General features: G+C 61.3%; 16 protein-coding genes. 10 read left to right on the top strand and 6 right to left on the bottom strand.

The window, feature by feature from the left end:
* Positions 1-9 precede the first annotated feature (9 nt).
* From IPI01_08690 to IPI01_08645, 10 genes are all read left to right on the top strand, one after another.
* Complete coding sequence (locus IPI01_08690; GenBank protein MBK7257861.1) at positions 10-2,160, top strand: S46 family peptidase; 2,151 nt, start codon at positions 10-12, stop codon at positions 2,158-2,160.
* A gap of 7 nt (positions 2,161-2,167) precedes the next feature.
* On the top strand, positions 2,168-2,620 hold the full coding sequence (locus IPI01_08685; GenBank protein ID MBK7257860.1) for a thioesterase family protein: 453 nt from the start codon (positions 2,168-2,170) through the stop codon (positions 2,618-2,620).
* A 97-nt stretch (positions 2,621-2,717) separates the two neighbouring features.
* Positions 2,718-3,011, top strand: a complete 294-nt coding sequence (locus IPI01_08680) for a EutN/CcmL family microcompartment protein (GenBank protein ID MBK7257859.1) — start codon at positions 2,718-2,720, stop codon at positions 3,009-3,011.
* Between the two features lie 123 nt (positions 3,012-3,134).
* On the top strand, positions 3,135-3,293 hold the full coding sequence (locus IPI01_08675) for a hypothetical protein (protein ID MBK7257858.1): 159 nt from the start codon (positions 3,135-3,137) through the stop codon (positions 3,291-3,293).
* Positions 3,290-3,574 carry a EutN/CcmL family microcompartment protein gene (locus tag IPI01_08670; GenBank protein ID MBK7257857.1) on the top strand — a complete coding sequence of 95 codons (285 nt, stop codon included), beginning with the start codon at positions 3,290-3,292 and terminating at the stop codon, positions 3,572-3,574. Before IPI01_08675 ends, IPI01_08670 begins: the two co-directional genes overlap by 4 nt.
* Positions 3,571-4,221 (top strand): phosphate propanoyltransferase, encoded by a 651-nt coding sequence (gene pduL / locus IPI01_08665; GenBank protein MBK7257856.1) that lies wholly within the window; start codon positions 3,571-3,573, stop codon positions 4,219-4,221. Before IPI01_08670 ends, pduL begins: the two co-directional genes overlap by 4 nt.
* Positions 4,222-4,288: 67 nt before the next feature.
* Positions 4,289-5,710 (top strand): aldehyde dehydrogenase, encoded by a 1,422-nt coding sequence (locus IPI01_08660; protein ID MBK7257855.1) that lies wholly within the window; start codon positions 4,289-4,291, stop codon positions 5,708-5,710.
* Positions 5,711-5,771: 61 nt separating this feature from the next.
* On the top strand, positions 5,772-6,056 hold the full coding sequence (gene eutM / locus IPI01_08655) for an ethanolamine utilization microcompartment protein EutM (protein MBK7257854.1): 285 nt from the start codon (positions 5,772-5,774) through the stop codon (positions 6,054-6,056).
* Between the two features lie 14 nt (positions 6,057-6,070).
* Complete coding sequence (locus IPI01_08650; GenBank protein ID MBK7257853.1) at positions 6,071-6,853, top strand: class II aldolase/adducin family protein; 783 nt, start codon at positions 6,071-6,073, stop codon at positions 6,851-6,853.
* Position 6,854: 1 nt separating this feature from the next.
* A complete protein-coding gene (locus tag IPI01_08645) occupies positions 6,855-8,042 on the top strand; it encodes an acetate/propionate family kinase (GenBank protein ID MBK7257852.1) in 1,188 nt (395 codons plus the stop codon).
* A gap of 37 nt (positions 8,043-8,079) precedes the next feature.
* On the opposite strand, the gene IPI01_08640 is transcribed toward IPI01_08645, so the two are convergent.
* The 6 genes from IPI01_08640 to IPI01_08615 all read right to left on the bottom strand — a co-directional run bounded on the left by IPI01_08640 (position 8,080) and on the right by IPI01_08615 (position 14,097).
* Complete coding sequence (locus IPI01_08640) at positions 8,080-9,186, bottom strand: bifunctional 3-deoxy-7-phosphoheptulonate synthase/chorismate mutase type II (protein MBK7257851.1); 1,107 nt, start codon at positions 9,184-9,186, stop codon at positions 8,080-8,082.
* Between the two features lie 33 nt (positions 9,187-9,219).
* Positions 9,220-10,092, bottom strand: coding sequence for a prephenate dehydrogenase (locus tag IPI01_08635; GenBank protein ID MBK7257850.1), 873 nt, complete (start codon positions 10,090-10,092; stop codon positions 9,220-9,222).
* Entirely contained in the window at positions 10,089-11,276 is a 1,188-nt protein-coding gene (locus tag IPI01_08630; protein MBK7257849.1) for an aminotransferase class I/II-fold pyridoxal phosphate-dependent enzyme, read from the bottom strand. Before IPI01_08630 ends, IPI01_08635 begins: the two co-directional genes overlap by 4 nt.
* Positions 11,273-12,118 (bottom strand): prephenate dehydratase, encoded by an 846-nt coding sequence (locus tag IPI01_08625; protein ID MBK7257848.1) that lies wholly within the window; start codon positions 12,116-12,118, stop codon positions 11,273-11,275. Before IPI01_08625 ends, IPI01_08630 begins: the two co-directional genes overlap by 4 nt.
* A 183-nt stretch (positions 12,119-12,301) precedes the next feature.
* Positions 12,302-13,195 carry a WYL domain-containing protein gene (locus IPI01_08620; GenBank protein MBK7257847.1) on the bottom strand — a complete coding sequence of 298 codons (894 nt, stop codon included), beginning with the start codon at positions 13,193-13,195 and terminating at the stop codon, positions 12,302-12,304.
* A complete protein-coding gene (locus IPI01_08615) occupies positions 13,195-14,097 on the bottom strand; it encodes an alpha/beta hydrolase (GenBank protein ID MBK7257846.1) in 903 nt (300 codons plus the stop codon). The genes IPI01_08620 and IPI01_08615 overlap by 1 nt, the downstream gene beginning before the upstream one ends.
* Positions 14,098-14,239 lie beyond the last annotated feature (142 nt).

Here is a 14,239-nt window from a genome sequence, read left to right as displayed (position 1 = left end):
AATCGTTCCATGCGTCGCTCCTGTGTCACCCTGGCAGTACTGGCTGTAGCTCTGTGCCTGCACCCCACGTCCTTTGCCGATGAGGGGATGTATCCCATCACGGACCTGCATGGACTTGATCTCCGTGCGAAGGGGCTGCATCTCGATGTGCGGGACATCTATAACCCCGGCGGCACAAGCCTGATCGACGCGATCGTGAACATCGGGGGGTGCACGGGCTCGTTCGTGTCGGCGGATGGGCTCATCCTCACCAACCACCATTGCGCCTTCGGGGCGGTACAGGCGGCAAGCACCCCGCAACACGACTATGTGACTCACGGCTTTCTGGCGAACGACCGGGCATCGGAGATCCGGGCGCGTGGCAATACGGTCCGGATCATCGATTCGTATCGCGATGTCTCCGCGGACGTGCTTGGCGCGCTGACCGATCGGATGACGCCCGGTGAGCGGACGCGCGCGATCACGGCACGCACCCGGGAGATCGTGGCCGATGCAGAGAAGGCCCTGCCCGGCAAACGTGCCGAGGTTGCGGAGATGTTCGCCGGCCGTACCTACGTGCTGTTCGTGTATACCTTCCTGCGTGATGTCCGCCTCGTGTACGTTCCGCCCCGGGGGATCGGGGAATTCGGCGGAGAAGAGGATAACTGGATGTGGCCGCGCCACACGGGCGATTTCTCTTTCCTGCGCGCGTATGTTGCGCCCGATGGCTCACCGGCGGACTACGCACCACAGAACGTGCCCTACCATCCGAAGAAATTCCTCCGGATCCAGCCGAACGGCGTCGCCGAGGAGGATCCGGTGTTCATTCTCGGGTATCCGGGCCGAACATTCCGCCATCGCACATCGCACTTCCTTGCGTACGAACGTGATGGCCGGCTGCCGGCTGTCGTGGACCTGTTGGAATGGCAGATCGCAACCATGACCCGCATGGGGTCATCCGACCGGAGCATCGCATTGAAGTACGATGCACGGGTGAAGGGGCTCGCGAATACGTCGAAGAACGCCCGCGGCAAATTTCAGGGACTCCACCGGCTTGCACTCGTCACGAAGAAGCAGGAGGAAGAGCGCAGGATGCAGGCCTTCATCGATGCCGATCCGGCGATGAAGGCAAAATTCGGCACGATGCTGCAGGGCCTGGGCGAGGTCTATGCCGGGCTGACCGCCACGGCGCGGGAGGATGCGCTCTTCGACAACCTCAGGTCAAGTTCGGCATACCTCTCGCTGGCAACGACCGCTACGGAAGGGAGCCGGGAGGTGAAGAAGGCGGACCTCCAGAGGGAATCAGCATTCATGGAGAAGAATCTCGGGCGGACGAAGGATAATGTCCGTCTCGCACTGAAGAACTTCCATGAACCCGTGGACCGCGCGCTGTTCGCGAACCTCCTGGAACGGATGCGGAAACTTCCCGCGGGCAAGGCCGGAAAGGTTCTGGATTCCCTGTTCATGGCCATCGATCAGGCAGGAGGGATGGATCTGTGGCTTGATGGGATGTACCGTGCTGCCACACTCCGGACCCCGGAAGCGGTATTCGCCCTCATGGATGGTCCTGTGGAAGCAATGGCGATGTCGCCCGACCCGTTCATCCGCCTTGCTCTTGCCCTTGCGCCCGTGTACCAGCAGCGCAGGGCCGACCGGCAGGAGACCGACGGCCAGCTCACGCGCCTGCACGCCGACCTTGTCGAGGTCAAGATGGCGTTCCAGAAGACCTCGTTCATTCCTGATGCGAACAGCACAATGCGGCTCACGCTGGGACATGTGCGGGGATATGCGCCTGCTGATGCCACGGTGTACCGTCCGTTCACAACGCTGCGCGGCGTGATCGAAAAGACGGGGATCGAACCGTATAATACCCCGGACGTCGTGATCAGGCTGTACCTTGAGAAGAGATTCGGCCGGTTCGTTCTCCCGGAGTCAAAGCAGCTCCCCGTCGCGATGCTCTACGATCTTGATACGACCGGAGGGAATTCCGGAAGCCCGGTCATGAATGCCGCGGGCGAAGTCGTCGGGGTCAATTTCGATCGCACCTTCGAAGCCACCATCAACGACTATGCCTGGAGTGCAGAGTATAGCCGGTCGATCGCCGTCGATATTCGCTACGTGCTCTGGGTGACGGAGAACGTTGGCGGGGCCACGCACATCCTCAGGGAATTGGGGGTCTAGGACTTCCATGGGGCGGATCACACTGGACATGCCGGAGCGCTTCCCATTCTCGACGGAGATACCGGTCCGGATCGGGGACATCAACTACGGCGGGCATCTCGGCAATGATGCCGTGCTCGCCATCGCGCACGAAGCCCGGCTCCGCTTTCTCGGGTCCATGGGCCATACAGAGCAGGACGTTGCAGGCGCAGGGTTGATCATGCTCGATGCGGTCGTGGTCTACCGGTCGGAGGCGTTCTATGGTGACGTCCTCGTCGTCGAGGTGGCACTGTCCGATCCCCAGGCGACTGGCTGCGACATCCTGTACCGGATGAGCAACCGGGAGAGCCAGAAAGAAGTTGCGCGGGTCAAGACCGGTATCGCGTTCTTCGACTACGGCCGCCGCAGGGTCGTTCCGATGCCTGAGGCGTTCCGCGTGCACGTGCCCCCGGCGCCCCCATCAGGTGCGAAGCAAGGGTGAAACGGGCGGCGGGAAGAAGTGGGGCGCCGTGGTGGAATCTCAGCCGCCCGTTTCGTAGATTTCATTACTAACATTGTCTTTCATAGGTGGAACATCCATGGAACTCGGACGCGTTGAAGGTACGGTGGTCTCGACGGCAAAGACCGGCAGGCTCAAGGGGTACAAACTCCTCCTTGTGAACCTGATCGGGCCGGACACCTCGGCCGGGAGCAATCATGTGGTTGCCGTGGATGCCATCGGGGCAGGGGAAGGCGAGGTCGTTATCGTGGTCCGCGGCAGCTCCGCACGACAGGTGGATGATTTTGCGAATGTCCCCACGGATACCAGCATCGTCGCCATCGTGGATTCCATCGAGTACAAAGGGAAGTCGGTCTTCAGGAAGAACGGCTGACATGAAGCTTGGCAGAGTGACAGGCAAGGTGTGGGCCACGATCAAGGACAAGAAGTTGAACGGCCTGACGCTCTACACCATGCAGCCGATCGACGAAGAGGGAAGAATGTGGGCGGAGAGCTTGTGGTCGTTGACACGATCGGTTCCCGCGAAGGCGACACCGTCTTCTGGGTCGGCGGCGCCGAGGCCACCTTCGCCTTTCCTGACCGTCAGATCCCCAGCGATGCAAGCATCGTCGGTCTTGTGGACCGGCTGGACGTCGGGTCTGGAGCGGACGCATGATCCTCTGCAAGGTGGTCGGCTCCATCGTGTCAACGATCAAACACCCGTCGTACGATCACCAGAAACTCCTGATCGTCAGGCCCGTTGCGCCCGACGGCACATTGAAGTCCGGAACGATGGTCGCAGTGGATACCGTCGGCGCCGGTGAAGGCAATACCGTTCTTGTCGCCTCTGAAGGTCGCGCAGCCATCGAGATCCTCGGATTCTCTGCCCGGCAGCCGCTCCGGAGCGTCGTCGTAGGCATCGTCGATCATCTTGAATCCCGGCAGAAAAAGGTATGACCCCTCAGGATCTCCGCGCATACATTGAACAGGCGGTGCGCGACGCACTCGAAGGCCGTGGCATCCGGGCGACAGGCCGGAGCGTCCCTGTGAATATCTCCGCCCGCCATTGCCACATCCGGCAGGACCATCTTGAGGTGCTCTTTGGCCCGGGGGCGCAACTGACGAAATTCAAGGACCTGATGCAGACGGGCGAATTCGCGGCGAATGAGACCGTGACAGTGGTCGGGAGCAACCGCCGTGTGTTCGAACAGGTACGCATCCTCGGCCCGGTACGCAAGATCACGCAGGTCGAACTTTCGTACACCGACGGCCGCTACCTGGGAATGAACCTTCCGCCGCGCAACTCGGGCGACATCGCCGGCACGCATCCGGTGGTGATCATCGGGCCGAAGGGAGTGCTGCATCTGCCGGAAGGGTGCATCCGCGCGTTGCGGCACGTCCATATCGGTGAAGATGATGCCGCGTCGCTTGGCCTGAAGAACGGACAGATGGTGAGTGTGAAGACCGCGGGTCCCATGTCGGTCACGTTCAACGAAGTGCTCATCCGCGTGGGCAAGAACGCGAAGCGGGAGATGCATATCGATACGGATGAGGCGAACGCGGCGGGATTGGGGATGGGTGCTGTGGGGGAAATACTCAATTAAGAATCAGATAACGAAATCTGATATCTGAATTGCTTAAAATGAATATCCATGAACACGGGAATCGTACGTGATAGATCAGAAAGAAATCAGCGCTATTGTTGAAACCGTCGTTGCACGGTTGAAGGCCGAAGGGAAAGTGTCAGGCCCCACACCGGTGGCCTCCCCGGAGTCGGGGATCTTTGACCGCATCGAAGATGCCCTGGCGGCGGCACGAGTTGCGCAGCCCGTCTGGGCCGCAACGCCGCGTGCCGTCAAGACGAAGGTCATCGATGCCCTGCGTGCCGTGATGCATGCGCATGCCGAGGACTTCGCCCGCCGCGAGTGGGAAGAGACGGGCCTCGGCCGCGTGGCCGACAAGATCGTGAAGATCCATAATGCCGCGAACGCGACGCCGGGCCTCGAGGATCTCGAACCCCGGACGTGGACCGGCAACAAGGGGCTTGTGGTCGAGGATTATGCTCCCTATGGGGTCGTGGGCGCGGTGACACCGTCCACCCACCCCGTCCCCGTGCTCTTCAATAGCCTGGCGATCATCATCGCCCCCGGTAACGCGGTCGTCTTCAATGTGCATCCTGCGGCGAAGAAGGTTTCGGCCTATGCACTCGGATTGTTCAACAAAGCCATCCGCGACAATGGCGGGCCGGCGAATCTGGCGACGATGGCTGCCGAGCCGACGATCGAAAGTGCCAATACGTTGTTCCGTGACAAGTCCGTGCGGCTCATCGGCGCAACGGGCGGGCCGGGACTCGTGAAAGCGGCGTTCTCCGCGGGCAAGAAGGTGATCGCGGCCGGGCCGGGGAACCCGCCCGTGCTGGTGGATGAGACCGCGGATCTTGACCGCGCAGCCCGGCACATCATCGATGGTGCGTCGTTCGACAATAATATCCTCTGCATCGCCGAGAAGGAAGCCTTCGTGGTCGATGCGGTGTACAACCGCTTCATGGATGCGATGGCCCGGGCCGGTGCCGTGCGCCTGACCCGCGACCAGGTGAAGGCCCTCGCAGCAAAGGCGTTCCCGAAGAATGACAGGGGCGAGGTGACCACCAGCCGCGATTTCGTCGGCAAGAATGCGTCGGTCCTGGCCCGTGCGGCAGGCCTGTCGGTCGGTGAGGATGTCCGCCTTCTCTTCGGAGAAGCGGACTTCGACTGCCTCTTCGTGCAGGAGGAGCAGATGATGCCCTACATGCCCGTCGTCCGCGTGAAAGATGTGGAAGAGGGCATCGCGATGGCGAAGAAAGCGGAACACCGGTATGGCCATACGGCCATGATCCACTCGAACAACCTCGACACCATCACACGGTTCGGGCAGATCATGAATACCTCCATCACGGTCGTCAATGGCTCGAGCCTTGTGGGCCTGGGCGGCATGGCGGGAGAGGGCACCTTCTCGCATACGGTGTCCAGTCCGACGGGCGAAGGCGTGTGCACGCCGCGGCACTTTGCACGGACCCGCCGGCTGGCGTTCGGCGGTACACTCAACTTTGTCTAAGCAGAAACAACGATCACTCATACTGAAACGTTCACAACGCACTATCTAAAGGAGCAGGACAATGGCAATGGAAGCACTTGGTATGATCGAGACCCGCGGTATGGTCGGCGCCATCGAAGCAGCAGATGCGATGGTGAAGGCGGCACGTGTGCAGATGGTGGGAAAGGTCCTCGTCGGCGGCGGTCTGGTGACCGTGTTCGTGCGCGGTGATGTCGCGGCATGCAAGGCGGCAACGGATGCGGGTGCAGCGGCAGCCCAGCGCGTGGGCGAGCTCGTGAGCTCCCATGTGATCCCGCGCCCGCACGACGACATCGAATCCATCCTCCCCACGCGGTCTGACAAATAAGAAGGAACACCCGGGTGAACAACCTGATCTCCATCAAACGGGACCTCGTGGAAGTGGGCCGCCGCGTCTATGCGCGCGGCTACGTGGCCTCGAACGACGGCAATATCAGCGCGCGGTTGGATGACAAGCGTGTGGTGATCACGCCGACCGGCGTCAGCAAGGGCTTCATGAGCCCCGAGGATATGTGCGTCGTGGACCTCGACGGGAAAGTGGTGCAGGGGACGAAGAAACCGTCCTCCGAGGTCTTCATGCACCTTGCCGTGTATAAGAACCGTCCGGATATCAACAGCGTGTGCCATGCACACCCGGCGTACGCCACCGGGTTCGCGGTGGCCGGCATCCCCCTCGACAAATGCATCCTGCCGGAAGTGATCATCGCTCTCGGCGGCATCCCTGTCGTCGAATACGGGACCCCCGGGACGGAAGAATTCTTCCGTCCCGTGCTGAAGGTCCTGGACAAATACGATGCGTTCCTGCTCGCCAATCATGGCGCGCTCACGATCGGGAAGGATATCTTCAACGCCTACCACAAGATGGAGACGCTGGAGCATTTCGCCCATATCGCATTCGTGGCGCAGCAGCTCGGACACATGAACGTGCTGAACCGTGAGCAGGTGCAGAAACTGACCGATCTGCGGCCGAAGTTCGGCATCAGGACCACGGTCGGCTGTGCTACGTGCGAATTGGATCCTACGACCTGCGCGGTGCCGGCTCCTGAACAGTCGGCGGGCGACATGGATACCGAGGCGCTGGTGCGCAGTATCACCGACGCGGTCATGAAGAAGCTTCAGCAGTAAGATGCAGATCATCGTCTGCAACATCGGGTCCAGCAGCTTCAAGTTCCAGCTGCTGGACATGCCCGGCGAGGCGCAACGCGCCCGGGGCTATACGGAACGCGTCGGCACGAACGACGCGATCGTCACGTATTGGGTCGGCGACCGGCAGGTCTTCAACGAGGTCATGCCGGTACCGTCTCACCGCGAAGCCGTCCAGCATGCGCTGGCCTTCCTCCAGAACCCCGCCCACGGCCTGCTTGCCTCCCTGGAACAGATCGATGGCGTGGGGTTCAAGGCGGTCCAGGCAGGCGAGAAGAACGGTTCGGTCCTGCTTGCAGACGATGTGCTCGAGGCGATGGAAGCCTACCGCGACCTCGCGCCAGCACACAACCCTCCGTACCTGATAGCCATCCGTATGTTCCGCGAACTCCTGCCGCGTACGCCGCTCGTCGGCGTGTTCGAACCGGGGTTCCATACGACCATCCCGGAGTATGCACGGGTCTATGGCGCGCCGTACGACTGGTACGCCGACCATGGTGTCCGGAAATATGGCTACCACGGAGCATCACACAAGTTCATTGCGACGGAAACGGTCCGCCAGCTCTCGCTCGATCCGGCGAATCACCGGATCATCTCCTGCCATCTCGGGGGATCGTCGTCCCTCTGCGCCATCCGGAACGGAGCTTCCCTCGATACCTCCATGGGTTTCTCGCCGCAGTCGGGCCTCCTGCAAGGGACCCGGGTCGGCGATATGGACCCCTTCGCGCTCCCGTATATCATGAAGAAGAAGGGGATCACGCTGGAGAAGGCGCTGGAAGAGTGTTCGAAGAAGGGCGGCCTGGCAGGTCTCTCGGGGATCTCGGCGGATATGCGTGAGATCAACGCCGCGATCGCCCGAGGCGATGCGCGTGCACTGCTTGCGCGTCAACGCTTCATCTACGACATCAAACGGTATGTGGGAGAGTTCCTCGTCCTGCTGGGCGGGCTGGATGCCCTGGTCTTCACCGGCGGGATCGGCCAGAAGGATGCCGCACTCCGCAGCGAGGTGATGGCCTCCCTCGCGTTCCTGGGGGTGAAGGTGGATGAGGCGAAGAACGCCGCGCACGCGACGGTGGTCACGACGCCGGATTCGGCCGTCGCCGGGCTGGTGCTCGTCACGGATGAAGAGATCGTGGTGGCGCGCGAGACCGTCCGCGTCATCGGGTCCTGACGCGGACAGCCTCCCGTCCCTGTCGCAATGCCGGCCCTCAGTTCTGTGAGGGTTGTTCCTCGTTCATCACGTGCGACTGGTGTTCGATCGATTCCTGGTGGATGATCTCGAAGAGCTTCTTCACGAAATCGTCCGTCAGATGCTTCGCCTTTCCTTCCTCAAGACGCGTCCGCACGATCTCATCCCAACGGTTCGACTGCAGGATGGTGATGTTGTTCTGTTTCTTGTACTGACCGATCTGTTCCGCGATGTTCATGCGCTCGGCCATGATGGTGAGTACCTCGTGGTCGATCTTGTCGATCTGCTCGCGCAATTCCTCCAGCTTCGTCCTCGTCAGCACGTCGTCGATCTTCTCATGCCTGAAGACCAGATGGGCGATCAGTTCCCCCATCTGTGCCGGCGTGAGCTGCTGTTTGGCATCGCTCAGTGCTTCCTTCGGATTGATATGCGCCTCGACCATCAGGCCGTCGAAGTTCAGGTCCATGGCGGTCTGCGACACGGCAAGCAGGGTCTCCGTGCGGCCGCAGATATGGCTCGGATCGCAGATGATCGGCAGTCCGGGGATGCGCCGCTTCAGTTCGATCGGGATCTCCCAGTTCGGCTTGTTCCGGTAGTTCGTCCGTTCGAAGGTCGAGAACCCCCGATGGATGGCGCCCAGTTTCGTGATCCCGGCTTTGTTGATGCGTTCCAGGGCGCCGATCCAGAGTTCGAGATCAGGGTTGATCGGGTTCTTCACGAGGATGGGGGTGTCGGTGCCGCGGAGGGCATCGGCGATCTCCTGCACGGCGAAGGGGTTGGCGCTGGAGCGCGCTCCGATCCACAGGATGTCGATCCCGGCCTTCATGGCATCCTCGGTATGCTTTGCGTTCGCGACCTCGACGGCCGTCGGAAGCCCTGTCTCCTTGCCCGCGGCCTTGATCCAGGAAAGCGCGACGCTGCCGATGCCTTCAAAGGCATTAGGGCGTGTACGCGGCTTCCAGACACCGGCGCGGAGCGCATGGACGGTGCCGAGCTTCTTCAGCTCCTTCGCCGTGGCCATGACCTGGGTCTCGCTCTCGGCGCTGCAGGGGCCCGAGATGATGATGGGACGGGGAACATCCATCCCGATCACGCGCTGCTTTTCGAACGATAACACTGTATCCATGTGTGGACTCCTTCCAGATGGTGAAACCGGGCGTCACTTCGCCGGTTGTTGTTTGCCACTGATGCCCGCAAGGACGCGGCGGATCTCGTTCGCGCCCTCCATGGTCCGTGTCAGGTCCTCGCGTTCGCCCGCGGCGACCATGTCACGGAATGCGGTGATATTCTTGATGTACGCATCGAGTGCTTCGCACACGAAGCGGGAGTTCTGGATGAAGATCGGCGTCCACATCGCCGGAGAGCTCTTCGCGAGGCGGACCGTGGATTCGAAACCGGTGCTGGCGAGATCGAAGATCGTTGCGGTGCTTTTTTCGATCTCCAGAACGGTCGTCGCCAGGACGAAGGATGTGATGTGCGAGATGTGCGACACATACGCCGCGTGGCGGTCGTGCTCGTCGGCCTCCATGAACAAGAGGCGCATGCCGAGTGCTCCGTACAGGGCACGGATACGCTCGGTGGCATCCGGGGCGCTCATGCCGAGTTCACACAGGATACCGAGTTTGTCCCGGAAGAGGCCGCGGAACGCTGCGGACGGGCCGCTGTTCTCGGTACCGGCGAGCGGATGGGAGGCCACGAAGCGCGACCGCCGGGGATGTTCCCGGATGGCGTCACAGATCATCACCTTGGTCGAACCGACGTCGGTCACGGCAGAGGAATCCGGGACAATGTCCAGGATGTGCGGAAGGAGCCCGACGGCAGTACCGACAGGCGTCGCCACGATGACCATCTCCGATCGTGTGACGGCTTCGTCGAGAGGGAGACATTCATCCACCAGGCCCAGCGCAACCGCTTGTGCGGCATGCTCCGGGTTGTTGTCGACCCCGAGGATCCGGTCCGCCATCCCTGCATGGCGCACTTCAAGAGCGATGGACCCGCCAATAAGGCCAACGCCAATGATGGTCGTCGTCATGATGCGCTCCCGGCGGGCGGCATGGTGAAGGAGCGCACGGCGCTGAGTGCGTTCTGCAGTACAGCCGGCGGGCTGCAGAGCGAGAGGCGAAGATACCGCTCGCCTGCTGTTCCGAAGATGCTTCCGGGGGCGATGAAGACATGGACCGACTGGAGGATCGCATCGCTGAACGCTTTCGCTTCCGGGGCGCCGTCGGGTGTGCGTGCCCACACGAACATCCCCGCCTGATCTCCTGCCACCGTGCAGCCGAGTTGCGTGAGGATGGCGGTCCCGAGCGCCCTGCGCTCCGCATACTCTTTCTGGAGTGCTTCATACCATGCCGGTGCGGCGTGGAGCGCCTCGATCGCCGCTTCCTGTGCCGGCAGGAACATGCCGGATTCCACATTGCTGCCCACGCGCAGGATAGTGTCGATATAGTCCTTGCGCCCGGTGATCCATCCGATACGCCAGCCGGCCATGTTGTGCGATTTACTCATCGATCCGAATTCGATCGCAACGTCCTTTGCCCCCTCGCAGGAAAGGATACTGAGGGGATGCAACGTGGTGCCGAGCATGGCATAGGGATTATCATGGACGATCAGGATGTGACGATCGCGCGCGAAATCCACCAGCCGCTGGAGCGTCGCCCGCGAAGCCGTCGCCCCGGTCGGCATGTGCGGGTAATTCGCCCAGAGGAGCTTCACGCCCGTCGTGTCCATTTTCTCCATCGCGGTCCACCGCGGTGCCCAGTGATCATCGGCATCGAGTGGATACACCGCGATAGTCCCGCCTGCGAGGCGTGACACGGATGTATAGGTGGGGTAGGAGAGTTCACTCACCAGAGCACGATCGCCGGGATTCAGAAACGCGAGGGCGACGTAGATCATGCCCTGTTTGGAGCCGGGGAGGGGAATGATCTCCGTGTCCGGATCGAGCGTGACGCCGCTGGACGACCCGATGTACCCGGCGATGGCCTTCCGGAGATCGGGAAGCCCCTTGTACGACTGATAGCCGTGCTTCTTCGGGTCGCGTGCCGATGCCGCCAGCCGTTCGATCGTTGCCGCGGACGGCGGCAGGTCGGGGTCACCGATGCCCAGGTTGATCACCGGGGTTCCGCCCGCAACCATCTGGCGGATCTGCTGGAGCTTCGATGAGAAGTAGTATTCTTCGACGGTACGGAGCCTGTCTGCGGCCGGGACGATCATACGTTCTTCTTTCCGCGTGGATACATGCCGAGCACGTGCAGTTCGTGCACATGCGGTGTGATGGTATCGAGCGCTTCGTCGAGCTGGTTCTTCTTCTCGAACTCCAGATCGATGTGCATGAAGTATTCCCATTCCTTGCCGAGGACGGGCAAGGACTGGATCTTCGTGAGGTTGCAGCCATGTCCGGCCAGGATCGTCAGCACGGTGGCCAGGCTCCCCCGGCGGTGGGTCACATGGAATGCCACGGACGCCTTATCCGGTGCCACGGTGTGATCGCCCAGATTCGAACGGTCCGTCAGGACGAGAAAGCGGGTGAAGTTGCGCTTGTCGGTCTCGATACCCGGTGCCAGGATATGGAGGCCGTACATGGTGGCCGCGCGCTTCGCGGCGATCGCCCCGAACCCCTTCTTCTTGTGCTCCGCGATCCACGCGGCACTCGCCGCGGTATCCGACGTCTCGACGAGGCGGATATCCGGATGCTTCTCGAAGTAGGCATGGCACTGCTGGATGGCCATGGGATGCGAATGCACCTCCCGGATGTCCTCGACCTTCTGTCCGGGAAGCGCCATCAGGTTCTGGCGGATCGCCAGATACGTCTCCCCGACGATCGCCAGGGTGGATGTCCGCATCATGGCGTAGTTCGGGAGTATCGTCCCGGCCACGGTGTTCTCGATGGCCATCACGGCATAGTGAGCCTTCCGTTTTTTCATGACCTGGAACAGGTCACGGAAGGTCTCGCACGGGATGGGCGTGACGGGTGCCTCAAAGTATTGCGCGGCCGCTTCGTCGTGGAACGATCCGGCGACACCCTGGATGGCAACAGTAAGTTGGTCAGTATCCATATAATGAAAAATCCCGACTGGCGTGTCGGGATCGGCTGTTTTGCGTTGGCGTTATGAGCGCATCAGTCCCGGCACGAGGGTCTCGTGAGATAAAAATAATAAAACCCGAAGCCGGTGTACTCGTTGTTCTGCATATTTTCAATGAAAGCAGATTACGCACAAATTGCAAGGGGAAAATGGTGATCACCTGCCATAATTGGCGAGCGCTCCCCGGGCCAGGGCGAGCACCTTCTCTTTCAGGGCAGGGGGCTCCAGGACCGTCACGCCAGCCCCCCGGCTCACCACCCAGCTGGCTACCTCATCCAGGGAGTTCACGGTGGTTTCCAGCACGATGGAACCGTCTTTCCCTTCCGTGATCACCTGCGATTCCATCATCTGCTGGGGCTTCACCCGCTCCGCCCACGTGGCGTTCAATGCGAGGCGAACGATATGGTTCTCGGTCCCGATCCAACTCCGGAACGAGTGCTGAAACAACGCATCGATCTGCTCCTGGGTCGGCGGCTTGAATTTCCGGTCCGTTGCCGCCACGTCCAGCATCTTGATGATATGGAATTGCTTCGTCTTCCCTTCGTTCATGGCAAGCACACGCCACGACCCTTCACTGTTGAAGAGCAGGACCGGGCAGATCTCCCGGTCCCGCTCGATCTCGTCGGCATCCTTCTCGTAGGTGATCCGTGCGATGGATCTCGATTCGATGCAGCGCTGCAGGGTGACGATCCTGCTGAGCGCCTTCTCCTTGTACTTCTTCACCAGGAGCGATGTGGCCTTGTCCACAGCGTGGGTCGAGGCGCAAATGCCAAGATACTGCAGGATCACTTCCTTCAGGAGTTTCGAAGGGATCGGCTGGTCGAGGCAGATCCCTGCCGTGCGCCGCGAATGGACAGCGATCCCGATCGACCGCAGGTCCTGCATGTCCCGTTTGATCGTTGGAACATCCCGGTCGAATTTCGCAGCGAGATCGACGTCACGCAAACGGTCCGTGTTATCCACCGCCAGGCCAAGGATCTCGATCTGACGCTTGACCTTGCCCTGGACCTCGAGCATGTTGCGCTCGCCCCCGGATCGCTTCGGTGCCATCAGAGGATTCGATTCTGTGTGAGGAATTCACGGATCGCCGTGAAGATCTGACTCATCTGCTCCCGCGTGAAGCCGCCGTGCCGACCGTCGGGGATCGTGAACAGCTTGTTCGTCACACCGGCCTTGTCCAGTGCCGCGTGCAGTCGCGTAGCATGTGCGTACGGAACCAGCTGGTCCCTGGTGCCATGGATCGTGAAGATCGGCGGCAGGCCCTTACGGACATACGAGAGAGGAGAGACCCGTTCGGCGATCTTCGTTCCGTTCTCCTGAGCACCGATCCAGGACACGGCGTACCCCTGGCGGTTCTCGCCCGAGAGGAGGTCCTTCACATCGGTGATCCCGAACCAGTTGATGATCGCTGCCACCGGTAGCGGCGGAGTCTCCTGATCCCATTCTTTCGATGCATCGAACCCGGCTTCCGGGTTCAGCATGCCGGTCATCAACGCCAGGTGTCCGCCCGCCGACCCGCCGGTGATGACGATCCGCGAGGTATCGAAGTTGTAGGTCTTTGCGTTCTTGTAGACCCAGCGCAGAGCGAGACGGCAGTCCTCGACCGCCGCGGGGGCGAGGGCGATGCGCGCCATACGGTATTCAACGTTCACCACGGAGAACCCGAGGGCGATATACGGCAGGATCTCCATCTGGTTCGCTTCCTTCGTCCCAGCGACCCATCCGCCGCCATGGATGTTCACGATCACCGGGACGGGTGCAGGGGCGTTGCGCCTCTGGTACACATCCAGCTTGCAGTCGTACCCGCTTGCGGTGGAGTAGGTGATGTTTCCGATCACACCGTAGTTCATGCGCAGATCCAGGACACGCTCGAAGAAGGTGCCGGTCTGGTCCTGTGCCGCCATGGGAGAGGTTGCTACGAGAAGCGCGATGAAGAGGGGGAGACGTTTCATGGGATACCTCGGATATGTGCGATGGGATGGTCCATCGGGAATATACCCTGCAATCTTGCCAGAATCAAATGGTTTTGGGCCAGGAGGGTGGCATGCGTCCCGTGAATTTGCTACACTGCATCAGAACACCAGACAGGGGCAT

The organism is Ignavibacteriota bacterium (assembly GCA_016707525.1).
Lineage (GTDB): Bacteria > Bacteroidota > Ignavibacteria > UBA10030 > UBA6906 > JAGDMK01.
The sequence above is the reverse complement of the archived record's forward strand: the minus strand, read 5'-3'. Positions and strand labels throughout refer to the sequence as shown.